This window comes from Arthrobacter sp. UYCu723 (assembly GCF_054059215.1).
This window is the reverse complement of sequence record NZ_JBSSBW010000004.1, coordinates 142,925-165,981: the sequence shown is the minus strand read 5'-3', so window position 1 is coordinate 165,981 and position 23,057 is coordinate 142,925. Positions and strand designations below refer to the sequence as shown.

The 23,057-nt window shown below is 61.8% G+C and carries 17 protein-coding genes and 2 pseudogenes; 12 read left to right on the top strand and 7 right to left on the bottom strand.

Annotated elements, in window-relative coordinates; genetic code table 11:
* Positions 1-51 precede the first annotated feature (51 nt).
* A complete protein-coding gene (locus ACVWZ8_RS24590) occupies positions 52-354 on the top strand; it encodes a DUF4193 domain-containing protein (protein ID WP_456506405.1) in 303 nt (100 codons plus the stop codon).
* A gap of 80 nt (positions 355-434) precedes the next feature.
* Here the strand turns inward: ACVWZ8_RS24590 and ACVWZ8_RS24585 are convergent, their stop codons facing one another.
* Positions 435-761 (bottom strand): hypothetical protein, encoded by a 327-nt coding sequence (locus tag ACVWZ8_RS24585; RefSeq protein ID WP_456506404.1) that lies wholly within the window; start codon positions 759-761, stop codon positions 435-437.
* A gap of 380 nt (positions 762-1,141) precedes the next feature.
* On the opposite strand from ACVWZ8_RS24585, the gene ACVWZ8_RS24580 reads away from it, so the two are divergent.
* Complete coding sequence (locus tag ACVWZ8_RS24580) at positions 1,142-2,368, top strand: ATP-binding protein (RefSeq protein ID WP_456506403.1); 1,227 nt, start codon at positions 1,142-1,144, stop codon at positions 2,366-2,368.
* A 1,784-nt stretch (positions 2,369-4,152) separates the two neighbouring features.
* On the opposite strand, the gene ACVWZ8_RS24575 is transcribed toward ACVWZ8_RS24580, so the two are convergent.
* From ACVWZ8_RS24575 to ACVWZ8_RS24555, 5 genes are all read right to left on the bottom strand, one after another.
* Positions 4,153-5,664: an NAD-dependent succinate-semialdehyde dehydrogenase gene (locus ACVWZ8_RS24575; protein WP_456506402.1), complete on the bottom strand. Its 1,512-nt coding sequence runs from the start codon at positions 5,662-5,664 to the stop codon at positions 4,153-4,155.
* Between the two features lie 151 nt (positions 5,665-5,815).
* Entirely contained in the window at positions 5,816-6,715 is a 900-nt protein-coding gene (locus ACVWZ8_RS24570; RefSeq protein WP_456506401.1) for an alpha/beta hydrolase, read from the bottom strand.
* Positions 6,716-6,765: 50 nt separating this feature from the next.
* Positions 6,766-8,253: a flavin-containing monooxygenase gene (locus tag ACVWZ8_RS24565; protein ID WP_456506400.1), complete on the bottom strand. Its 1,488-nt coding sequence runs from the start codon at positions 8,251-8,253 to the stop codon at positions 6,766-6,768.
* A 34-nt stretch (positions 8,254-8,287) separates the two neighbouring features.
* The gene (locus tag ACVWZ8_RS24560) at positions 8,288-9,439 is read right to left on the bottom strand and encodes an alcohol dehydrogenase catalytic domain-containing protein (RefSeq protein WP_456506399.1); all 1,152 of its coding nucleotides are present in this window, start codon (positions 9,437-9,439) and stop codon (positions 8,288-8,290) included.
* 380 nt (positions 9,440-9,819) lie between these two features.
* A complete protein-coding gene (locus ACVWZ8_RS24555) occupies positions 9,820-11,259 on the bottom strand; it encodes a PucR family transcriptional regulator (protein ID WP_456506398.1) in 1,440 nt (479 codons plus the stop codon).
* 124 nt (positions 11,260-11,383) lie between these two features.
* On the opposite strand from ACVWZ8_RS24555, the gene ACVWZ8_RS24550 reads away from it, so the two are divergent.
* The 9 genes and pseudogenes from ACVWZ8_RS24550 to ACVWZ8_RS24510 all read left to right on the top strand — a co-directional run bounded on the left by ACVWZ8_RS24550 (position 11,384) and on the right by ACVWZ8_RS24510 (position 19,264).
* Complete coding sequence (locus ACVWZ8_RS24550) at positions 11,384-12,742, top strand: aminotransferase class III-fold pyridoxal phosphate-dependent enzyme (protein WP_456506397.1); 1,359 nt, start codon at positions 11,384-11,386, stop codon at positions 12,740-12,742.
* 34 nt (positions 12,743-12,776) lie between these two features.
* The gene (locus ACVWZ8_RS24545; RefSeq protein WP_456506396.1) at positions 12,777-14,024 is read left to right on the top strand and encodes a CaiB/BaiF CoA transferase family protein; all 1,248 of its coding nucleotides are present in this window, start codon (positions 12,777-12,779) and stop codon (positions 14,022-14,024) included.
* Positions 14,021-15,223, top strand: coding sequence for an acyl-CoA dehydrogenase family protein (locus ACVWZ8_RS24540; RefSeq protein WP_456506395.1), 1,203 nt, complete (start codon positions 14,021-14,023; stop codon positions 15,221-15,223). Before ACVWZ8_RS24545 ends, ACVWZ8_RS24540 begins: the two co-directional genes overlap by 4 nt.
* A 23-nt stretch (positions 15,224-15,246) precedes the next feature.
* Positions 15,247-15,732: pseudogene (locus ACVWZ8_RS24535) on the top strand (aldehyde dehydrogenase family protein); the annotation flags it as partial.
* 109 nt (positions 15,733-15,841) lie between these two features.
* On the top strand, positions 15,842-15,973 hold the full coding sequence (locus tag ACVWZ8_RS24530; RefSeq protein ID WP_456506506.1) for a hypothetical protein: 132 nt from the start codon (positions 15,842-15,844) through the stop codon (positions 15,971-15,973).
* A pseudogene (locus tag ACVWZ8_RS24525) lies at positions 15,922-16,633 on the top strand (aldehyde dehydrogenase family protein). Before ACVWZ8_RS24530 ends, ACVWZ8_RS24525 begins: the two are co-directional and overlap by 52 nt.
* A gap of 18 nt (positions 16,634-16,651) precedes the next feature.
* Positions 16,652-17,755 carry a 3-hydroxyacyl-CoA dehydrogenase NAD-binding domain-containing protein gene (locus ACVWZ8_RS24520; RefSeq protein WP_456506394.1) on the top strand — a complete coding sequence of 368 codons (1,104 nt, stop codon included), beginning with the start codon at positions 16,652-16,654 and terminating at the stop codon, positions 17,753-17,755.
* A gap of 82 nt (positions 17,756-17,837) precedes the next feature.
* Positions 17,838-19,046, top strand: a complete 1,209-nt coding sequence (locus tag ACVWZ8_RS24515; RefSeq protein ID WP_456506393.1) for an acetyl-CoA C-acyltransferase — start codon at positions 17,838-17,840, stop codon at positions 19,044-19,046.
* Complete coding sequence (locus tag ACVWZ8_RS24510) at positions 19,046-19,264, top strand: hypothetical protein (protein ID WP_456506392.1); 219 nt, start codon at positions 19,046-19,048, stop codon at positions 19,262-19,264. The genes ACVWZ8_RS24515 and ACVWZ8_RS24510 overlap by 1 nt, the downstream gene beginning before the upstream one ends.
* Positions 19,265-19,574: 310 nt before the next feature.
* Here the strand turns inward: ACVWZ8_RS24510 and ACVWZ8_RS24505 are convergent, their stop codons facing one another.
* On the bottom strand, positions 19,575-19,754 hold the full coding sequence (locus ACVWZ8_RS24505; protein ID WP_456506391.1) for a hypothetical protein: 180 nt from the start codon (positions 19,752-19,754) through the stop codon (positions 19,575-19,577).
* 1,411 nt (positions 19,755-21,165) lie between these two features.
* Here ACVWZ8_RS24505 and ACVWZ8_RS24500 point away from each other — a divergent pair.
* Positions 21,166-22,404, top strand: a complete 1,239-nt coding sequence (locus ACVWZ8_RS24500; RefSeq protein WP_456506390.1) for an amidohydrolase — start codon at positions 21,166-21,168, stop codon at positions 22,402-22,404.
* Positions 22,405-23,057: the final 653 nt, after the last annotated feature.

Here is a 23,057-nt window from a genome sequence, read left to right as displayed (position 1 = left end):
TCTCGTCAGAAGAACATCGCAGGAAAATATCAGAAATGAGAATCATCTAAAGTGGCAACTGATTACGACGAGGTCCGTTCCGACGTCAAGGAAACCCAGGACCGTTCCCTGGAGGCACTGCAGTCCGCGAATGCCCCGGATGCCCGCAGCGTCGTCACTGAACTGGACGAGGCTGATGCACTCGATGAGGGCCTGACCCCCGGGGGCGAAATCGTCGCCGAGGAACTCGTCGTCCAGGTCGTTCCCCAGGCCGCGGACGAGTTCACCTGCTATTCCTGTTTCCTTGTCCGGCACCGGTCCCAGCTCGCACGCGAAAGCAACGGCCACTCCTACTGCACCGAATGCGAAGGGTAGGGCACCCATTCCTCACGACGCAGTATCCGCGGTTCATCCTTGATGTTTTGCCCGGATGCGGGGGAGTTGGTTGGCGCCGGTCAGGCTGCCTGGTTAGCCGTTGCTGCCAGGGCCGCGGTCTCGGGGGCGAGGATGCTCAGCCTGTAGTCGGACTGGAGCGGATCGACGCCGTCGGGCAGGTGGTGGGACCGCGAGCAGGCCCGGAGTTCTTCCAACGCGTCGGGCTCGATCCGGGCCCGGGTCATATCAAGCTCCAGGGCCATTCCCGCGGTGAGCGAGTTGGCGCGCTTCATCACGGCATACAGGCCGTGGACGCTTTTGGATGTCACATGACCCTGCGCGGCAACCTGAGCCTTTGCGCAGTCGAGGTCCACCCGGACCAGCACCCGAAGCTTGTCTGTCGTCACGAAAAATCTTCTCCGCTCTATGTTGGGTGCCACGACGCTGTGGCGACCCCGAATAACCATAGACCAAATGTGATCCACGCAACACCAGCAGGGTGGACTTATTCCATCGAGGAGCGGGGCCAACCTCTTCCGCCGCAGTTGATCAGTCCCTACCGGGCCTGGTTGAACTTTTGGATTTTCTCACCCGTGAAAAGCATCCACGGCTTCCATCCGCCGTTGAACCACCGAACCAGTGATTCTGTAAGGACACCGAGGACTTACTGAAGCCAGGCCGCACAGCATTTGGGTAAGCTTCGAGCCCGGCTCCGGATTACTTTATTGAAAAATACACACTTTATTAGAAACCAATAAAGTGAAGTAAATCTTGTAAGATTCGTGACATGGATCCAGTGAACAACCCCTACACTCCGAACGCGGGTGCGACGCCGGAGATTGTCATCGGCCGTGACGATCTCCTTGAGGACTTCCGGATCCTCCTGCGGAGGCTCGACAAGGGCCGCACCAATCAATCCATGATCGTCACCGGCCTTCGCGGTGTGGGCAAAACCGTTTTGCTGGGGGAGTTCCGTCAGATAGCAGAAGAGTTCAAATGGAAGGTGCTGGAGCTCGAGGCCAGCAAACACGATGACGACCACTTCCGCAGGACTATATACTCGCAGCTGCGGGCCGCGCTCTACCAGATTTCACCACGAGCCAAGTGGGGAGACAAAGCACGGAAGGCTGCCCAAGTCCTGCAGTCCTTCAGCCTGTCCATCGATCCTTCCTCGGGTATCCCGACCCTGTCACTCGATGTCGACGCCGCCGAAGGATTTGCCGATCACGGCAGTCTTACCCTGGACCTGACGGACGTCCTGGTTTCGATAGGCGAAGCCGCCAGGGAACACGGGACGGGCCTGGTGCTGCTGTTCGACGAGGTCCAGTTCCTGAGCCAATCACAACTAGAAGCCGTCATCCAAGCGATCCACAAATCGGTGCAGAGAAAACTCCCGGTAACGTTTGTCGGTGCAGGGTTGCCCCAGATCGCCGAGCTTGCCGGCGACGCAAAATCCTACGCCGAGCGGCTCTTCAAGTTCCCCAAACTCGGATCCCTGGATTTCGAAGATGCCAAGAAAGCACTGGCCGCGCCAGCGCACATCGAACATGTGCACTTCGAAGACGAAGCACTGGTCCGGGCCTTCGACCTCACTGAAGGCTATCCATACTTCGTGCAGGAACTTGGGTACCAGGTGTGGGCAGTCGCAGACGGCGACTCCATCACCTTGGAAGACGTTGAGGATGCAAAGGACGCCTACGAGGCAAAACTTGATTCCTCGTTCTTCCGCGTCCGGCTCGACAGAGCCACCCAGCTGCAGATCGCCTACATGCGCGCGATGGCACAGCTTGGCCCCGACTCCCAAAAGGCCGCCGACGTCGCCGCCGTCATGGGACGCGAGTCCACCCAGCTGGCCCCTACACGATCCGAACTCATCAACATGGGCCTGCTCTATACGCCCGCCCACGGCTACGCGGGCTTCACGGTGCCGCACTTTGACCGGTTCATGCTGCGGGCCGTCCCGCACCTGGACGTCCCCCCGGTGCAAAAGAGGCGCACGAAACCGAAGAAATAAACCGCCCGTCCAGGCCCGGTCGAATACTGGCGCGACGTGATTCACCGGTCGGGAACAAGTCCCAGCGGGAAACGACACCCCGCTGGGATTCACAGGTCCATCAGTCTTCACCATCCTCCAGACTGCAAACCCCGTCAGATTGGCATCTAAGAGTGGCGCCGAGGGCGTCTAGGAAACGCCTTCCGGACCCTATTCTGACGGTGCTTAAGTGGCAGTCTGACGTCAGGTTGGGGTGTGCCCCAACCTGACGAACACCGCGCCCGTGACGATTGAGACCATCTAAGGGCACGGCGCCGTACAAGAAGGCTTTAGGCTCGGCGAAACGATCGCCCTGCGGGTGGTCCTCGCCGTCGTCATGGTGGGGGCGGGGCAACAGCCGGAGCGGTCCATATTGGCTACAAAGTCGCAGAAGACGGCTAGTACTACAGTCGCGGTTGGTAAATGTCGTCTCTTTTTCGACCCCATGCCGCCGTTGGAGCCGCGGAATTTCCATGGTTTTCCGGGGAAAAGACGAGGCCCGGTGACACCCGAAAACATGAGGTACCGCCAACCGCGACTGTAGTACTAGTACTACAGTCGCGGTTGGTAAATGTCGTCTCTTTTTCGACCCCATGCCGCCGTTGGAGCCGCGGAATTTCCATGGTTTTCCGGGGAAAAGACGAGGCCCGGTGACACCCGAAAACATGAGGTACCGCCAACCGCGACTGTAGTACTAGGGCGTGTCTCCTAATGGCTGGATAGGCCATTTGGCAAGATTTTACTTCTGCTAATGGGATCTGACCAGTAGACGTAGTCGCCTCTTCTGGACCCGGGAGTCTGGGTCTCTCAGCACGTCAGGGCCGCAGCTTTACATAATGGGCTCTCGCTGAGGGCGCCAAGTCAAACACAAGGGTCCAGAGGGTCGGCGTTCCGTCCAGTTGTGGCATGGTTTCCCTTTGCTCCATGTAGCGAAATGGCATGGGGTCGTCGGCCGGCCGCCACCAACCATTTATTGGCGCAGGGTCACCGCTTGTGGCAGTGGCACGGGAAGTCCTGGTGATGGTGCTTGTGTTGATTTGCGGCTGGCATTATGGCCTCGTAGGTCCGCACCCCTGAACTGCCCCGGTCCTAGGTGCTGCGGTCGTGTAAAACATAGGATTCAAACGTTTTCGCCCTGCATGGCTGGCAGGGTCCGCACCCCTGAACTGCCCCGGTGTGGCGTTTTGGGATCCACTTGTGGCAAAGCGCTTGCCTCCTGCGCCGGCGGGGTTGCGTGCCGGCTTGTCCCCAGATTTCAATCCGTTTCCGGTCCGTTGCAGTAGTGGCAGCCCTCTTCGCAGCCGTCCTGCGGGTTGACGCTGTTAGGAACCTGGAGGGCCGTTTCGGGACGCGGTTGGGTGCAGTCTGCAGAGCGCGACGTATGGATCGAGTGAAGGGACGCATTGTTAGCACGGAGCGCACTGGTGTCACACCTGCAGATGGGCGTGAACATGGCTGCGTCCATCCTTAAGCGGGAGGATGCAGACCGATTCCGGGGCGTAGTGCTTGCCGGGCCGGGGAGCGGGCGGGCAACTCCTCGGTCCGGAATGCCGGGCGCGCCTGCCGGGGAGTGGGCACCCGTCCGTGGCCGCGTCGTTGTCTCACGTTCCCTACCCTGAGCTTGCTGATAAAGAATGCTTTTCATCAAGATTCCTTTGAGTTCGACGACCAGGGAGATCGTCATGGATGAGGTGAGGTTCGGTGCTGTCGGTCCGTGCAGTGCACGCCCGTAGAGTCTGCGTCCCGCCCTGGCCATAGGTGCCCTGTCAGCTACCTGCGGCGTAGGGGTCGGCGATGCCGATGTATTGGGTGGTGGTGTACTCGGCGATACCCTCGGAGCCGCCTTCACGGCCGCGCCCGGATTGCTTGACGCCGCCGAAGGGTGCTGCAGCGTTCGAGATTATGCCGGCGTTGAAGCCCACCATGCCGAATTCGATCTGCTCGGCCACGCGCAGGAGCTTGTTGAAGTCGCGGCTGTACACGTAGGAGGCCAGACCATATTCGCTGGCGTTGGCCAGCCGGATGGCGTCTTCCTCGGTGGTGAAGGTCGTGACGGGTGCAACTGGGCCGAAGATTTCCTGGCGGAGGATCTCGGCGTCGTGGGGCACGCCGCTGAGCACGGTCGGCTGGTAGAAGTACCCGCCCCCGTCCACTGGCGAACCGCCAGTCACTACGGTGGCTCCGGCTTCAATGGCGGCGCTGACCAGTGCGTGCACATTATCGCGGGCACCGGCATCGATCAGAGGCCCTACCTGGGTGGCGGGTTCGGTGCCGCGGCCGGTGGCAAGCGCGCCCATGGCTGCGGCGAACTTCAGGGTGAACTCCTGTGCCACTGACTCATGGACGAGGAAGCGATTGGCCGCCGTGCAGGCCTCGCCCATGTTCCGCATTTTGGCGGCCATGGCGCCTTCGACGGCCTTGTCCAGGTCCGCGTCTTCAAACACGATGAATGGGGCGTTGCCACCGAGTTCCATCGAGGTCCGCAGCACGTTCTGCGCTGCGTCGGCCATCAACTGTTTGCCTATGGGGGTGGATCCAGTGAAGGAGACCTTCCGCAACCGCGAATCTTGCAGCAGCGGTCCGGATATCCCCGAGGCGGACGAGGAAGACACCACGTTGAGGACACCGACGGGCAAGCCGGCCTCCATCATGGTCTGCGCAAAAAGCTGGGATGTCAGCGGGGTCAGCCTCGCCGGCTTCAGGACCATGGTGCATCCCGCGGCGATGGCAGGGGCTACCTTGCGGGTGGCCATGGCGAGCGGGAAGTTCCAAGGCGTGATGAGCAGGCACGGGCCCACCGGCTTGTGCTGGACCAGGATCTTGTTCTTGCCCTCCGGGGTGGTGAGGTACCGGCCGTAGTCCCGGACCGTCTCCTCCGAGAACCAACGGAGGAATTCCGCACCGTAAGCGACCTCCCCACGGGATTCGGCCAGCGGCTTGCCCATTTCCAAGGTCATCAGCAGCGCGAAGTCCTCGGCACGCTCGGTGACCAGATCGAAGGCCCGGCGCAGGATCTCGGCGCGCTCACGCGGTGCAGTGCGTGCCCAGGAGGCTTGGACCTTATCGGCCGCGTCGAGCGCGGCGACGGCGTCCTCACTCGTGGCGGAGGCGAGGGTAGCGAGCACCTCCCCCGTGGCGGGGTCATGGACATCGAACGTGCCGCCGTCGGACGCGTCCCGCCACCGACCTCCGATCAACAAACCGGTGGGGACAGAGGCAAGGAGGTCAGCCTCACTCTGGCGTGAGACAACAGTCGGATCAACGAGGGCAGTAGTCATGAAGATTCCTAAAGAAAGTAAGTGACGGTGATAACCCACCATTAGGGTGGAGGGCTATCACCGTCCTTGATTGATCAGCCCGACGGGCTCAAGCGCCGGAAGCGCGACTGGCCACTTCGGTCTTGTGATGGCGGGACGTACTCCATCTCATTTAGATAGTGCGGTCCCTGATAAAGGCAGCGATCTGGTCGACTGTTTGTTCTCCACGGGGAATACGTCCCGCGGAGGTGAACAATCCGTGGGCGTACCCGGGGAGGTGCTGGTACTGGACCTCCGTGCCTGCCCGGGCCAAGGCGGCGGCGTAGTTTGCCCCCTCGTCAACCAGCGGGTCGTTGTCCACAGTGATCACGTAAGCGGGTGGCAGCCCTGCGGGGAGCCGGGCTAGGGAAGGACTGATATCCGGTGCACCGCGGTCTACGCCCTCTGGCAGGTAGTGGTCAGCGAACCAGCGGATGGTGTCAGCAACCAGAGGGAACCCCTCGGTGACGCGTTTGTAGGAGGGTGAGGACATGGTCAGATCCACCATTGGGTACATGAGGACCTGAGCCACTACAGGCAGGGGATCTGTGGTCGTGGCGTTCTCATTGGCCAGGACTGCGGCCAATTGTCCTCCCGCGCTATCACCGACGAGCACAGCCTCGGTTACGTCCAGGCCGTGCTCGTTGCCGGCGTCGAACAACCAGTGCATCGCCATGCGACTGTCGTCAATCGCAGCCGGGTAGGGGTGCTCCGGGGCAAGCCGGTAGTCCACAGCAATGACCGGCAGGTTCGTGAGGGAGGCCAGGCGACGGCACAGTCCGTCATGAGTTGAGAGGCTGCCCATGACCCACCCTCCGCCGTGGAAAAACAGCACGGCGGGGGTGGGGCCTCCAACGGTGCGGGGGTCATAGACCCGCACCTTGAAACCATCCAGGCTGAAGTCAGTGACCGACGCCAGCGGATCACCGCTAAGGCCGTTGGCAGCGCAACCGTTCTCGTAGAGCTCGCGAACATGCTTCACGGAGTAGGAGTGAAACGGGCGTCCACCGGAGGCGCGGAATTTCTGCAGCACCTCTGCAGCCTCCGGCGCTACGGGCCTCCCGCTGAACCGGTCGGTTTTTGTCACTTTCCGGGTCCGGATTCGGCCAGCTGCAGGTAGTCCTCGAGCTGGAGGTCGTGGGTGTGGGACCGGTATTCTTCGACGGTTCCGGACCAGTTATTGATAACGCGGCCGTCCTCGTTCTTGTACCAGGAGGAGCATTCGGAGGAGAACGCGGACTTCTGGAGTTCTTCCTGAACGTGTGCGTTGAACTTCTCAACTACCGCGCGGTCCACTTCCAGGAACCTTGATTCATCGGCTGCGATGTACTGCACAGCCTGGGCGATGTAGCGGTGCTGGGCCTCCAGCATGGATACCACCGAGTTGTGGTTGAGGTTGGTGTTGGGCCCATAGACCAGGAAGAGGTTGGGGAAGTTGTCGACGGTGATACCCAGGTAGGCTTCGGGGGCGTTGCCCCACCGCTCGTCGAGGCCGATTCCGTCGCGTCCTGAAACGCGCATGGATCCCATGAAGGCGTGGCTCTTAAACCCGGTGGCGTAGATAATGACATCAAACTCGTGCTCGACGCCGTCAGCGGTGCGGAGGCCACGCGGAGTGAGTTCCGTAATTGCCTCTGTCACGAGTTCTACGTTCTCCCGGGTCAGTGCGGGGTAGAAATCATCGCTCCGCAGGATCCGCTTGCAGCCGAAGTCGTAGTCGGGAGTGAGCTTGGCCCGCAGTTCAGGGTCAGACACCTGGGTCTCGAGGTGCTGGCGGGCCAGCTCGACTCCTTCCTCGGAAGCTGCGGTGTGGCGGCGGGTGCGTTCGAATCCGGCTTCGCGGAATTCGTGGATTTCCTGGCGCAGCTGACGGTAAGTGTCCGGGTTTTCCTGGAAGCGGGCGCTCTCTTCCTCCGTGAAGATGTACTGGTCACGGGGGAGGATGTAATTGGCTGAGCGCTGGAATACGGTCAGGTTCGATGCGATCTTGGCGACCTCGGGCACGTACTGAACCGCAGTTGCGGCGGAGCCGATGGACGCGACGCGCTTGCCGGTCAGGTCAAGGTCGTGCCGCCACTTGGAGGAGTGGAACACCGCGCCTTCGAATGTTTCGGTGCCGGGGAAGTTGGGGATGTTCGGTTCGTTCAGCTGGCCCCAGGCAGCCACCACGGAACGGGTCAGGAACTCCGAGCCATCGGCAGTGTGCACGGTCCAGAGGCGGCGGTCCTGGTCCCATTCAGTCGCGGTGATGTTCTGGCCGAAGTGGATGTGCTTACCGAGCCCGAATTCCTCAACCATGGAACGCAGGTAGCCCTGGAGTTCCTCCTGGCCGGCAAACATGCGGGAAACCTTGAGGTTCAGGAAGTAGCTGTAGCAGTACACAAGCGCCTGGGTGTCGCATGCGGCGCCGGGATAGGTGTTCTCGCGCCATACGCCTCCAACATCGTTGCCGCGCTCGAGGATCAGGAAGTCGTCGATGCCTTCCTGGACGAACTGGGCTCCCTGGCCTAGGCCGCCGAAGCCGGCGCCGATGATGATCGCGCTGTAGATGTGGTCATTTGTGGAGGTCATGATGTTCTCTCTTCGGAGCTGGAAATGTGGATGGTCAGGGAAAGGTAATGATTTGGCGCAGTGCGTGGCCGCCGTCGAGCGTGTCCATAGCGCGGTTGATCTCTTCCAGCGGGATGGTGTCTGAGACCAGGCCCTCAACGGCCAGCTGGCCGGACCGCCAGAGCTGCTCGTAGATCGGGATGTCATGTTCCGGAACCGCCGAGCCGAGGTAGCAGCCCACGATCGAGCGTGCCTCCGCTGTAAGGGTCAGCGGGTCGATGGAGATTGACTGGCCGGGTGCGGGCAGTCCGACGGTGACGGTAATGCCGCCCGGCTTTGTCAGTGCGACCGCTGCTTCCAGAGCGCGCGGGTGTCCTGCCGCTTCGATGACGGCGTCAAACTTTTCGCCGCGGTCCAGGGCATCAGCAGAGGTCAAGGCGTCAGCGGCACCGAGGTTTCGCGCGGCTTCCAGTTTTGCCGGCAACGTATCGATACCGACGACGTGTTCGACTCCGGTGGCGATGGCCGTAATGAGTGCCGCCATGCCTACTCCGCCGAGACCGACGATGGCTACCCGGGCGGAAGGCGCAGGCTTGGCGACGTTGAGGATAGCTCCTCCTCCGGTGAGCAGTGCGCACCCGAGCAAAGCGGCTATGTGCGCCGGAACGTCCGCGCCCACGGGCACCACGGAACGGCGTGAGACCACTGCATAGGTGGCGAATGCGGAGACTCCGAGGTGGTGTTGGACGGGCTGACCCTCGCGGGAGAGTCTGCGGTTGCCGCCCAGCAGCGTTCCTTCTGCATTGGAAGCACTGCCCTGCGCGCATGGCGTTTTGCCCTTGGAGTTGCATCCTGCACATTCACCGCAGCGGGGGAGGAAAGTCATGACGACGCGCTGGCCCAGGGAGATGTCGTTGACACCCTCGCCCAGTTCCTCCACAATGCCAGCTGCCTCGTGGCCGAGCAGCATCGGGACCGGCCGCGGCCGGTTGCCGTTGACTACGGAAAGGTCGGAGTGGCATACGCCCGCTGCCTCGATGCGGACTAGGATCTCGCCCTTGCCTGGTCCTTCGAGTTCAAGGTTTTCCACATGGATGGGACGGGTATCAGCGTAGGGCCGCTCTGCCCCGATGGCCTCAAGCACCGCCCCGCGTATGGTCCTGGTGGTGGTTGTCTTTGCTATGGAGTTCGTATCTTCGATCGTCACGATTGTCCTCTCAGTGGTGCGGTGGAGCTGTGCAGGGGGAAGGCTTTGTTGGGAGGGATCGTGCGGCACTGGGCAACACCATGCGTGCTGACTCGTGTTGTCCTCATCGTTCCTCCTGCAACGGGTGTGCTCATCCCCCCTCGGGGATCGCTCCTCCGACGACGGACTGTCCATTGAGAGTAGGCAGGCTGGGAGTTCACGTCACGGTGCAGAAAGTCAATATTTGCACTTTCCTTTGTACGAAAGGTCAAAGGGCCGGACCGGCGGACGCGGTTTGCTCGGTGTTGACACAGGTTGCCGGAGGCGGAAAGGGATTGGCGTCAGGGGCGGTGGATCTGCTGGCGAACGGTTTCAGCCGTCCCTCGCGCTAGATATGCGCGCTAGTCTTTGGGCGATGCCTGAGAGCGGCCTCTGAGGGCGAGCCAGAGTTGGGCTGCAACGTCGGGGTCATCCAGGTCAACCCCCAAGAGTTCCTTAGCCTGGGCGATTCGGTAGCGAACTGAGTTCCGATGTACTCCGAGCTCGCGGCCGGCGGCCTCCCATTGCCCGCGGTGGGCCAGGTAGGCGCGGACCGTTTCAAGGAGCTGGCCGGTGTGGGAGGTTAGTTCATCCACCCATTCATCTGCCGGCAGGTCGAGGCCGTGACCAACGCGTATCAGCTGTCCTGCGGGTGCTGAGGCAGCGGCCTCGGCCACCTGTGCTCCAATTTCGTGCAGGCGCCGTAGAGGCATCGGGCCACCCCATGCACCGCGGACACCTTTTGGCAGCCTTGGATAGGGGCTCGACGCTGACTGCAGGACAAACGTGACACCGGAACGTTCGAGTACCAGCCCGGACAGCGCGGGCTGGGCAGCCAGATGTTCGGTATCGGGCAGGACCGCGACGAATGCTGTTTCCGGTAGCGGATCGGAGTCCATCTGCTTTGCAAGGAGTCGCGCTGCGTCGTCATGTCCTTCCAGGACCAGCGCCGCGAGCATGCCCTCAGCCCGTCGGCGCTCTGCCGCGGCGCGGCGTTGTCCGGCTGCTCTGGCGGCCAGGAGCGTGGATGCGGTGAGGAACAAGTGCCGCTCGGCAGCAGCCAGTTGCCCGCTTCTACCCAACGCAAGATACCCGGAAGCGGCCGGACCGTCAGATACCGGGTAGAGCGAAGCAACACCGGATACCAGTTGAATATTGCCGGTGGCCCCTCGACGCGCGTTCCGCAGAATGGCAGATTCCCGTGTGAGTTCGACCAGCAGTCCGGGCGGAAGTTCTGCACCGCTGGCGGCGGACGACGGGCTCCCGTCACCTTCAGGCAGGTAGGCCACCCAGGTTCCCAGGGCGCGCGACAATTCGCGGACGATCTCCGGTTCCGCGTTATCCTGCGCGGCCGCCCGCGTCAACGCGACCTGAAGCCCCAAAAGAGCAGTGAGTTCAGCTTCACCGCCTTGCCTGACAAGTTCCCAGTAAGCCCGCGATACGGCCAGGAAGGGAGACTCCCGGGGAATGGTCAAAAGCGGAAGGCCGGATTCAACGCAAGCGGCCCGCAGCTCGTCCGGCACCATGGCATGGCCTGAGCCCAGGCCAAGACCCAAGGCAGCGACACGACCGTCCACCAGTCGCTGCACATAGTTCTTGGCGGCCTCTTGACGTGCGTCTCCGTCCAGGCCGGTGAGCTGCAACCCGACTGTGAGGAGAAGCTCGCCGCCGTAGAGGAACATCGTCGGATCCTCCAGCTCGGAGACGTGCACGCCCGTGAGTTCCACGCGGGGGAGCGGTATCGGCCAGTAGGGCGCGAGGTCGCGCTTTGCGGCCTCGACGAGCCTTGCGAGGGTGATCATGGGTAAAGCATAGAGGACCGGTCTTTGTACGCTTAGACCGAACCGGAAATATCTTTGGATGTATTGTCCAACGACACGTCATCGGACTGTCCCTATGGTGGATTTCACCACACCAGGAGGACCTATGACTGTCACATCAGAACTCGCCGCAAACCAGGCCACCGATCCGGCCAGCGTTAAGGCCACCGCACGCCGCCTGCTCACCGAACTTCCGGGACCGCGTTCCCGCGAGTTGGAGACCGAACGCCGCCAGCACGTCACCGACGCATTCGGTATTGTCATGCCCGTTTTTATCGACCACGCGCAGGATGCGCTGCTCGTAGACGTTGACGGAAACCATCTCATCGACTTCGCCTCAGGCATTGCCGTGACGAGTGTTGGTGCCGCGAACCCGCAGGTGGCCAAGCGTGCCGCCGCCCAGCTGGAGCGCTTCACCCATACCTGCTTCATGGTGACCGAATACGCGTCCTTCGTCGAGGTCTGCCGGTGGCTCAATGAACACACCCCGGGCGACTTCGAAAAGCGGACCGCACTGTTCACCACCGGAGCGGAGGCGGTTGAAAACGCCATCAAAGTGGCCCGAGCCGCTACTCGACGCCCCAACATTCTCGTCTTCGACGAGGCCTACCACGGGCGCACCCAGCTCACGATGGCGATGACGGCAAAGGAAAACCCATACCGGCTCAACTTCGGACCCCTGCCGGGCTCAGTTTTCCGCGGACCGACCGCCCCAGCGCACACCTCTCCTGACGGACCGGGTAAGGCACTTGAGCAGATCGAGGCGCTTCTCGCCGAAAACGGTGCGGAAACCTTCGCAGCCATGGTCATCGAACCTATCCAGGGCGAGGGCGGCTTTATTGTTCAGGCCCCCGGGTTCCTTCAAGGTCTTCGTGAAATCGCTACCCGCCACGGCATCGTTCTGGTCATCGACGAGATCCAGGCAGGCATGGGCCGGACCGGCACGCTGTTCGCATCCGAGCACGAAGGAATTGCCGGCGACATCACCCTGACCGCTAAGGCACTCGGCGGCGGCCTGCCGCTTTCGGCCGCTACCGGCCGCGCTGAGCTCATGAACGCTGTCCATACCGGTGGCCTTGGCGGAACGTACGCTGGCAACCCCGTAGCCTGTGAAGCCGCTCTGGCCGTGTTCGAGCTCCTTGAAGACGGCGCCCTCTTGCAGAACGCCGTTGCCATCGAAACCGCGGTGCGGCGTCGTCTGGAGCCGCTCGTCAAATTAGACGGTGTCGCGGACGTTCGCGGCAGGGGTGCGATGATGGCGATCGAGTTCAGCGACGCCTCCGGACCCCGCAAAGACCTCGCAACCACAGCAGCGAAGGCAGCCAATGCCCATGGTGTCCTAACTCTTACCTGCGGGACCAACGGAAATATCATCCGGCTGCTGCCTCCGCTCGTCATCGAAGCCGACGTCCTTGACGAGGGCCTGGCGGTACTGGAGGCATCCATTCGGTCGGCACTGTCATGACTTACCGGGGAAGGTGGACCGGGTGGGATCAGTTATGAGGTCGGGAGCGGAATCCGGCGCGCCACTTGAGGGGATTGTCGTCGCCGACTTCTCCCGCGTGCTTGCCGGTCCGCTCGCGACCATGACCCTGGCTGATCTCGGTGCCCGGGTCATCAAGGTGGAGCGGCCCGGAACCGGGGATGACACGCGGGAATGGGCGCCACCTTCCTCCAAGACAGGCGCGACCTACTTCGAAAGCGTTAACCGGAATAAGGAATCCGTCACCCTTGACCTGACGGACCCCGAGGACCTGGAGCTTGCCCGGGAACTGGCACGCCGCGCCGACGTCTTGGTGGAGAACTTCAAACCCGGCGGGCTCGCCAAACTGGGCCTGGGATATGAATCATTGGCCGAGGAGAACCCCGGCCTGGTGTACGCATCGATTTCGGGTTTCGGCTCCGAAGGCGGACGCGATTTGCCTGGGTACGACTTCATAGTTCAAGCCGTGGGGGGACTGATGAGTATTACCGGGGACCCGCAGGGCGACGCCTACAAAGTAGGTGTGGCACTGGTCGATGTACTGACAGCGAAAGATGCCACGATCGGCATCCTCGCCGCCCTTACAGAGCGTAATTCCACAGGCCGGGGAAGACGGATCGAGGTCAATCTCCTCTCAAGCCTGCAGGGCGCCCTTGCCAACCAAGGCCAGGCGTACCTCGGCGCCGGTGTTACTCCTACGCGACTGGGCAATGACCACCCTTCCATCGTCCCGTACCAGCTTCTTGCCACACGTGATGACCCGCTGGCAGTTGCTGTGGGTAACGACTCACAGTTCGCCAGGCTCTGCCGCGCTATCGGCAATCCGGAGCTGGCGGCGGATCCGCGGTTTATCACCAATTCAGCCCGGGTAAAGCACCGGCGGGAACTGGTCCAACTGTTGGAAGCCGGGCTCGCGGGCGCTGGAGCGACGGAATGGCAGGACCAGCTGGTTTCCGTGGGAGTCCCGGCAGGCCGCGTCGCCGGCATAGGTGAAGGCATCGCGTACGCCCAGTCACTGGGTTTGGAACCGACCATTCAAGTCCATGACAAGGACGGAAACGTTACCGGCCGCCAAATCCGCCATCCGATCACCTGGACGCCGGCGCTGCCACCGCGCACCCAAGCCCCACCCGCCCTCGGTGAGCATACCGGGGAGGTGCTGGACTGGCTGCGGCACCACCCCCAAAGCAAGACGTTTACCGACGCCCCTCAAAGCTCCGCCCATTCCCAAAATCGCTTATGCCCAGGAGGGACCACCTCATGACTCTTGCCCCTAGTTCCGCCGACGTCGAGGCCGCTGCTGCACCCGACCCCTCGGACCTGATCTCCTTCGACACTCTCCTCACGGCCGAGGAAACCGCACTGCGGGACCGGGTCCGGACCTACGTTCGGGACGAAATCAAACCGAACATCGCCACGTGGTACGAAGAAGCGCGGTTCCCCCTGGAAATCGTCCCCGACCTAGCCAAACTTGGCCTGCTGGGCATGCACTTAAAGGGCTACGGCTGCGCTGGCGGAACGGCGGTGGACTACGGGCTCGCCGCTGCTGAACTCGAGGCCGGTGACTCAGGCATACGTACCTTCGTCTCGGTCCAGGGGTCTCTGGCCATGTCTGCCATCTCTAAGCACGGCTCTGAGGAGCAGAAGCAGGAGTGGCTTCCACAGATGGCAGCCGGCACGGCCATCGGATGTTTCGGTCTCACCGAACCCACCGCCGGTTCGGACCCTTCCGCCATGGCAACCTATGCCCGCCGCGACGGCACGGACTGGATTTTGACCGGCGCAAAGCGTTGGATCGGGCTCGCCAACGTGGCACAAGTGGCAGTGATCTGGGCCCAGACGGACACTGGCGTACGCGGCTTCGTCATACCAACCAAAACTCCAGGCTTCACCGCCACACCGATCGAGCCCAAGCTGTCAATGCGTGCATCTGTCCAGTGTGAAATCACTCTGGATGATGTGCGTCTTCCTGCCGACGCGGTCCTGCCAAACGTCACTGGCCTCCGCGGGCCTTTCACCTGCCTCAATGAGGCACGTTATGGCATTGCCTGGGGAACCATGGGAGCCGCACGTGACGCCTTCGAAGACGCCCTGGACTATTCCAAAAATCGGCTGCAGTTCGACCGGCCGTTGGCCGGCTATCAGTTGACTCAGCAGAAACTTGTGAACATGGCGCTGGAGATCAACAAGGGCTTTCTTCTCGCACTACACCTGGGCCGACTTAAAGATGCCGGCAAGCTGCAAAACCATCAGATCAGCGTGGGCAAATTGAACAACTGCCGCGAAGCGATCGAAATCTGTCGCGAAGCACGCACAATCCTTGGCGGCAACGGGATAACCCTCGAATACTCGCCCCTTCGCCACGCGAACAACCTCGAGTCCGTTCGTACCTACGAGGGCACCGACGAGGTACACACCCTCATCCTTGGCCAGAAGCTAACGGGCATAGGAGCCTTTCGGTGAGTGCCGCCGTTGATGCACCGGCCATGTCAGGCACCGCCCCCGGTGCCAAGGGGACGGTGCAGCTCCGGCTCCTCATAGACGGAGAATGGGTATCAGGCAACGGCGGCCACCTTAGCTCTGTCAATCCCTGCCGCCCTGCGCAGATCGTCGCCGAAGGCGGCATCGCCGTCCTTGCCGATGTCGACAGGGCCGTCATGGCGGCGCGCGGCTCACAGCGGGCCTGGAGCCGGGCCCCAGTCCACGAACGCGGCGCCGTCCTGTCCCGCGCCGCCGCAGCCCTGGGGCCTCAAGCCGACGCACTTGGCCTCGAACTTTCCCGCGAAGAAGGCAGGACCCTGACTGAGGGAAGGGCAGAGGTGCTGCGTTCCGTCCAAATCCTGCGCTACTTCGCGGCAGAGGGCGACCGCGTAGCGGGGGAGCATTTCGCTTCGCCTCGGCGCGGGGAACGCATACTGGTAACTCGTAAGCCGCTGGGCGTAGTCGGCATCGTCACCCCCTTCAATTTTCCAATTGCCATCCCGGCATGGAAGATCGCTCCCGCCCTGGTGCACGGAAACACCGTGGTCTGGTCCCAGCTCTCTCGGCACTGCCCTTGTTCAGAACCCCGGCGTGGACGCCATGTCCTTCACCGGCTCGTCAGGGGTCGGACGCGCACTTGCGGCCCAGGCCGCCGTCAGGGAATTCCTATGCAAGGCGAAATGGGAGGCAAAAACGCGGCGTTGGTTCTGGACGATGCTGATCTGGATCTAGCCTCGGAACAGGTGCTTTTCGGGGCGTTCCGCTCCACCGGACAGAAATGTACCGCAACATCACGGCTCATTCTCGCGGACTCCATCGCCGACGAATTCCTTGAGCGCCTCACACTCCGACTCAGCGGCTGGCAGACCGGGACCCTGTTGACCCAGAAGTACAGATGGGGCCCGTGATCATGAGGCGGCACGCAGGTCCATCACGAGCGGAATCAACACAGCCGTAGGGGCCGGCGCCGTCGCCATCGACGGAACATCCGCCGAGAATCCTTATGCCGGTACTCACAGCGCCTTCATCGCACCGACCGTGCTCGAGCTCCCTGCTGGCCAGGCCGGATCAACCAACGTCGCCTGGCGAAAAGAACTTTTTGGCCCCGTCCTGACGGTCCGCCGGGCCGCGACCACCGAGGAAGCATTCGGTTTGGCCGAAGAGTCCGAGTTCGGCCTGTCCGCAGCGTTGTTCACCCGTGACCTCGCGACAGCACTGGAAGCAGTCGAAGCCCTCGATGTGGGCATCCTTCACCTCAACTCGGAATCTGCGGGTTCAGATCCTCATGTGCCCTTCGGCGGATCAAAGAAGAGCAGCTTCGGTCCCAACGAACAGGGCGGCGCGGCCAAAGACTTCTATACACACACGACAACGGTCTACCTCCGCGGGTAGGAACGGAAGCAGGATCAGATGTCTCACACTCTTTCGAAAACGGCTGACCCCGTATCGGTATCAGCCGCTAACGCGGGGCAACCGAAAACCATCCAAACCTTCGGCGTCGTTGGCGCGGGTCTCATGGCAAGCCAGCTCGTCCTGCTGGTCGCGGACAAGCTCCGCATCCCAGTCCTCATCAGCGACCTTTCCGCCGACCGGCTGTCCGGCGCCCTCCACCGAATGCGCGCACACCTCGACTGGCAAGAGTCTCGCGGCAGGCTCCAACCAGGCGAGGCAGCCGAAATCGCCGGGCTAATCCGAGGCACGACCGATCCGTCGAGGTTCAGCGGGTGCGACGCCGCAATCGAGGCGGTCTTCGAGGACCAAAAGACTAAACGGAGCGTATTCCGACAGCTAGAGGAGCACATCGAGCCGGACGCCCTCCTGCTCACCAACACTTCCTCGCTCTCGGTCACTGACATGGCACGTGGTCTCAAGCACCCAGACAGGGTGCTTGGGTTCCACTTCTTCAATCCAGTCGCTGTCCTCCCGCTCGTCGAATTGGTCCGGACCCCCCTCTCATCCGAAACCGCTCTCGCCACAGCCTGGAGTCTCGCCGAGGATCTCGACAAGACCGCCATACCTGTCGCTGACACGCCCGGGTTTGTCGTAAACCGACTCCTCACGCGCCTGTTTAGCGAAATACTGGCTGAAATCGACAAAGGCGGAGACCCAGTCACGGTAGACCGTTCCCTCTCACCGTGGGATCTGCCCATGACACCCCTTCGGCTGATCGGCTACATAGGCCCCTCGGTGCAACAGCACATTTGTGACACACTGCACCGCGCCTACCCCGCCCGCTTCGGCCGATCAGCCTCTCTCACGGCAGTCGTAAAAGCTGGACTGCCGGGCTTCTTCGACGAAAACGGCAAAGTTCCGCCCGCGGCACTGATCCTGCCTCCGGAGCCGCACGGAGTGGACCCGGGCCGGGTACGGCTGCGCGTCCGCCACGCCCTAGCTCAAGAAGCCCAGCTCATGTTGGACGAGGGCGTCGTCGCAACCTGGGAGGACATCAACCGTTGCATGACTCTCGGCGCCAACTTCCCGACAGGCGGTCTGACACGCCTCCTTAAGACGTAACCTGCACAAACCGTTCAAAACGAAGAACGGCCAGTCGAAGTAACTTTGCCGTCTCCACCAACAAAATCCGGGAGCACTTGCAGTGCAAACAGAATCAAACTTCCGACTACCCGATCCAAGGGATGTCGTCATTGTCGGCGCAGCACGCACCGCTCAGGGACGACTGCTGGGCCAGCTGACACCACTTTCCGCCGTCGAACTGGGCGGCGCGGCCATCGCTGGCGCCCTTGCACGGGCAGGAATCTCGGCAGATACCGTCGATGCCGTCATCATGGGCCAAGTTCTCCAGTCAGGAACCGGACAAAACCCGGCCCGGCAGAGCGCGGTCGCCGCGGGAATTCCGCTGAGCGCACCCGCCGTGACAGTAAACAAAGTGTGCCTCTCGGGACTGTCCGCCATAATCGAGGCCGCCCGAATGCTGCGCCTTGGCGACGCAGCCGTAGTCGTCGCCGGCGGCCAGGAATCGATGAGCCAGGCCCCCCGCCTTGTCGCAGGCAGCCGGACCGGGAATGCGTACGGAGCGCTCACTTTGGTGGACGCAGCCGCCCAGGACGGATTAACAGATGCATTCGACCATGAGGCCATGGGCCTGGCTATTGACCGCGCCAACTCGGCATTGGGCATTTCGCGGGCATCCCAAGACGCCGCCGCCGTCACCTCTCACTTGCGGGCGGCCGCAGCGCAGAACTCTGGGGTGTGGGCCCAGGAAATCATCCCAGTGAAGGTGCCCACACGAAAGGGCGTCCTCGAAATCACCGAGGATGAAGGCATCCGCCCCGATGCTTCACAGGAGTCGCTGGCCCGACTAAGGCCCGCATTCTCCCCGGGTGGGGCGGTGACGGCAGGCAACGCCTCACCTTTGACCGATGGCGCCGCCGCCGTTGTGCTTACCATCCGAGAGACTGCCCAGAGGCATGGGTGGAATGTTCTTGCAGTCCTTCGGGCCCACGGACAAATCGCCGGGCCTGACACATCCTTGCCGGACAAGCCCGCTAAGGCTATCCGCACCGCCCTGGAGCGCGAAGGCTGGACAGCCGAAGAACTCGACCTGGTTGAGATCAATGAAGCCTTCGCCTCAGTTGCGTCGCATTCCGGGGAACTGCTCGGCGTGTCCGAGGACCGGATAAACATACACGGCGGCGCAGTTGCCATCGGACACCCAATCGGTGCTTCAGGAGCCCGGTTGGTTGTCACTGCCGTGCACGAACTCATCCGCCGCGAAACGGGTCGGGCCGCCGTTGCACTATGCGGAGGCGGGGGCCAGGGCGACGCCCTGCTCCTGGAACGTTGATGTTCGAGCAGTGGCACACCGCTACACACCTCCGCCGAACAGTGGATTGGCAGGACCATGTGGGCGACATCGTACAGATCCGCTCCAACGAGCGCGTTGTTCGCCGGGGGATCGTCGAAGAAGAAATGCCGGACGGTTCAGGCCTATGGTTGGCGGCCGATGCCACTGACCGCCGGGAGTACTTCCACAAAGATCTCGGCTACGAGCTTTGGATCTAGTCCAGGGGAGACAGTCATCGACTGGCTGAGGAGCAGCGCTCCGTGAAACATCACCTCCGCACACTCCACAGCTTCGCACCTCGAAGCCGGGATCGCGTCTCAGCCCTACGGGTCTGCACACGCGTTGCGTGGCGGCCCAAGGCAAGACGGGGCCACGCATCCCTTGCCGGCCGCGAAGGCAAAAGCGTTCATCCATGCGGGACCTTACGTCCTGGCGGAAGGCGCGGCTGGAGCCGCTGGCGTGTTCAGCGGGAGCACATATTCCCGGTGGGCCATCGCGGCTGCGGCGGTACCGCTTGCCTCGGCAAATTTAGTCGGCGGCATTTACCGCCGAATCCAGAGGATTGTGGAAACGTTCCTTGGACTTGTCATCGTCGCAGTCGTCCTGCTGCCTTTCCCCTTGTAGCTGGATGCCCAGAAGGACGCACCTGCGCTGGTGATCGTCATCATTTTCTTCCAGTGCACCACCGAACTTTTCATGATGCGCCACTACGGCCTGGCCATGGTGTCATTCGCGCCGCTAATACTCCTGGTTACGCAGCTCGTCGCACCGGCGCACCCTAAGTGCTCATCGCCGAACGCGGCGTGGAGACACTGGTCGGTGCAACCGTAGGGGTCATCGTCCTCATCTTCTCCGGACACGATGGCCACGATGGCCACGATGGCCACGACATATGGTTGCAAGTAGGGAGAGGGATCACCCCGCTCAGCGTCCGCTCCTACTTAGATCAAACCCAGCTTCCGGCGATGCGAGAAGGCACTGAACGCTGGTTCTGCATGCACTCCACAAGAGCGGCGAACCAACACCGTCGGTTGCTGTTAATGCAGAATCGAACTGATTGGCATCTGAGATTTCTCTTGCAAGCCGCGGGAATGCGCCCGGCCCTGCAGGCCTCTTGGAGCCCGGCGCAGTTCTACTATCGGTTCTGACTGCCGTATGAGACCCTGTGCGTCGATTCAACTGACCGCCGGTCGGAGTGCTCCTGCTTACGTGCTGAGCCTACCCACCCGGACTGCTGGACACCGGCAACCGACGGGGAAGTACCAACCGCTTCTTCAGGGGACCCGAGGCGCCGGGAGGTGTTCTTGCCCTGAACGAGGATCCTGCTTTTCATGAGCTTTTCTCTTCTCTAAATTTGTAAACGGAAGGGGGAACGGCAAGAAGTTGAACGTCAGGAGTAAGTGCTTCGGGAGTTCGCTTTTATCGACGGTGATACGGAGCGAACGAGCGTCCATACAGTCTGGGAGCCGTGCAGCGGTGGCATAATTTCTCCCTGCTGCAGGTAACGGACGGGCAAGGGAGCACTCTCGGGTCCCCACCAGCCACTGAAAGGCGCGTGGTGCCCTGTTCTTGCGTTGATAGTCAAACTATTCGAGCGGTTCACCTGAAGCTGCAGCACGGATGCCCCTTTTTTCGGCGTGGTCCTGACAATGAAGGCCTGAACATGAATGCGGCTTGGAGAATCAGGCTGTCCCATGATCGTAGGGAAGCCCCACACGCGAGTCACCGTACAGTTCGTCAAGGCTTCCGCTTGTGTCTGTACTGATCGCCGAAACAGCTGATCTTCGCTCTCCCGGGCCATCGATAGAGTCCCTTCACGCAGAGTTGAGATGGACCCGGACAAGCAAGACCCATCCAGTCCAGAAGTAACTGCGTGCAAATTTTAGAGGCCCGGGTTCCCGCCCGGGGATACCTAAACGAAGTAATGCAAACGCTCAGCTTCCTCCGGTAAGCAGATCCTGCACCACCAACGCCTGACCCGCGGTACTGCCCTCACAGGTATAGGCTCGGGAACGACTATGGTCGCCACTTCAGCGAGCCCACTTAGATGTCGGATGATTGGACCTTCCCGAGGCAGCCAGGGCCGACTCGTCTATGTCCTGCTAAGCAGGCGATACTCATGGAACCAGGAGGCACAGCAACCGTTATGGCAAGTCTGCGCACCGCCCTCGCAGAGGGCGTCAAGGAGTGGAAGCCGCGGGTTCAGGCCATGGCCCACGAAATTCATTCCAACCCCGAGGTGGCCTTCGAGGAGGTCCGCTCGTCGGAGGCAGCAGCGGCGCTCTTGGCTGAAGGCGGCTTCACAGTTGAGCGGGGCACTGGTGGCCTTCCTACAGCTTTTACAGCCAGCGCTGGAAGCGGGGAACTGACGGTGGCACTATGCGTCGAATACGACGCGCTGCCAAACATCGGACACGCGTGCGGGCACAACCTTATTGCTGGCGCGTCCGTCGCCGCCGCCCTTGCCCTGAGACCCTATGTAGACGAGCTCGGCATCACACTGAAGGCCATTGGAACCCCTGCCGAGGAAAACGGTGGCGGCAAGGCGCTTCTTCTTGAACGTGGGGCGTTTGACGGGATCAGCCTCGCCCTGATGGTTCACCCTGTCCAGGATGGGGTGACCTATAACCCGGCAGGTACCAGCGCCCAGGCGATGGGCAGGTACAAGGCGACGTTCATTGGAAGGGCCGCCCATGCGGCAGCAGCCCCCCATCTGGGCGTAAACGCTGCAGATGCAGCTGTGCTGAGCCAAGTCGCCGTAGGGTTACTGCGTCAGCAGATACCTGGAGACCACCGAATAGCTCTATGCGTAGCTGAGGCGGGGCACGCCACGAACATCATCCCGGAACGGGCGGTAGTCGAGTTTGAGTGCCGGGCATTCACCTTGAGTGAATATGAAGCCCTGCTTGAGCGCGTCCGCAGCTGTTTTGAAGGGGCCGCCCTGGCCACCGGAACAACGCTAATCATTGAGGCGACAGAACCCGCATATGAGCCGTTACTCCAAGACAACGCCTTGGCTGCACACTGGACTGACGCGATGTCCACGTTCGGCAAGGACACATCTACGTCCGCCGGGATGAGCGGTGGGTCAACTGATATGGGCAACGTTTCCCAGGTCATTCCCACCCTGCACCCCTGGCTGAGCATCCCCGGAGCGAATGTACCAATCCACTCACACGAGTTCGCAGTATTTGCCGATTCCCCTGAGGCGTACGGCATGATGATCGAGGCAGCAACCGCCCTGGCTTGGACCATCGCCGGCGCAGCAACCACCCCCGCCGAAAGAGAACGCTTTATCAAAGCGGCATACCGCCGCCAGACCCTCACCGCGAAGGTACACGATGAGTACCAGCACTAAATCGCGCGGCGAGACAAAGTTTGTGCCCGGCTGACCGGAAGTGTTTGTCTAGCGCTGGATTCGGGGTTGACACTAGGTGATTTTCCCTCGAATGTGATGACGAGGCCTTCAAGGCAGGCTTCCAACGGTACCCATCGTGCACTGCCTTTTGTCTGTGGGTCAGTATGTAGACGAGGCCTTCAAGGCAGGCTTCCAACGGTACCCATCGTGCACTGCCTTTTGTCTGTGGGTCAGTTCAAGGCAGGCTTCCAACGGTACCCATCGTGCACTGCCTTTTGTCTGTGGGTCAGTGTTTTGAAGGGGCCGCCCTGGCCACCGGAACAACGCTAATCATTGAGGCGACAGAACCCGCATATGAGCCGTTACTCCAAGACAACGCCTTGGCTGCACACTGGACTGACGCGATGTCCACGTTCGGCAAGGACACATCTACGTCCGCCGGGATGAGCGGTGGGTCAACTGATATGGCCAGATAAGGGCATTCAGGACCGCCATCCCAGTCGGGAAGTACCACTCTGACCCTGACCGCGCCGGCGGGACGTTGACGGATTTTGACGGCGTTGGTGCTTCAGATAATGCACCGGATTTCGACGACACAGTCCCGGACATGCAAAGCGGGCAACAAGAGGTTTGTGACACGAGCGACCACGATG

What these genes read in the sequence shown, in the direction of transcription:
- ACVWZ8_RS24580 (WP_456506403.1), top strand. Translation starts at nt 1,142, where the DNA reads ATGGATCCAGTGAACAACCCCTACACTCCGAACGCGGGTGCGACGCCG.
- ACVWZ8_RS24575 (WP_456506402.1), bottom strand. Translation starts at nt 5,664, where the DNA reads ATGACTACTGCCCTCGTTGATCCGACTGTTGTCTCACGCCAGAGTGAG.
- ACVWZ8_RS24565 (WP_456506400.1), bottom strand. Translation starts at nt 8,253, where the DNA reads ATGACCTCCACAAATGACCACATCTACAGCGCGATCATCATCGGCGCC.
- ACVWZ8_RS24555 (WP_456506398.1), bottom strand. Translation starts at nt 11,259, where the DNA reads ATGATCACCCTCGCAAGGCTCGTCGAGGCCGCAAAGCGCGACCTCGCG.
- ACVWZ8_RS24550 (WP_456506397.1), top strand. Translation starts at nt 11,384, where the DNA reads ATGACTGTCACATCAGAACTCGCCGCAAACCAGGCCACCGATCCGGCC.
- ACVWZ8_RS24545 (WP_456506396.1), top strand. Translation starts at nt 12,777, where the DNA reads ATGAGGTCGGGAGCGGAATCCGGCGCGCCACTTGAGGGGATTGTCGTC.
- ACVWZ8_RS24540 (WP_456506395.1), top strand. Translation starts at nt 14,021, where the DNA reads ATGACTCTTGCCCCTAGTTCCGCCGACGTCGAGGCCGCTGCTGCACCC.
- ACVWZ8_RS24530 (WP_456506506.1), top strand. Translation starts at nt 15,842, where the DNA reads ATGTCCTTCACCGGCTCGTCAGGGGTCGGACGCGCACTTGCGGCCCAG.
- ACVWZ8_RS24520 (WP_456506394.1), top strand. Translation starts at nt 16,652, where the DNA reads ATGTCTCACACTCTTTCGAAAACGGCTGACCCCGTATCGGTATCAGCC.
- ACVWZ8_RS24510 (WP_456506392.1), top strand. Translation starts at nt 19,046, where the DNA reads ATGTTCGAGCAGTGGCACACCGCTACACACCTCCGCCGAACAGTGGAT.
- ACVWZ8_RS24500 (WP_456506390.1), top strand. Translation starts at nt 21,166, where the DNA reads ATGGAACCAGGAGGCACAGCAACCGTTATGGCAAGTCTGCGCACCGCC.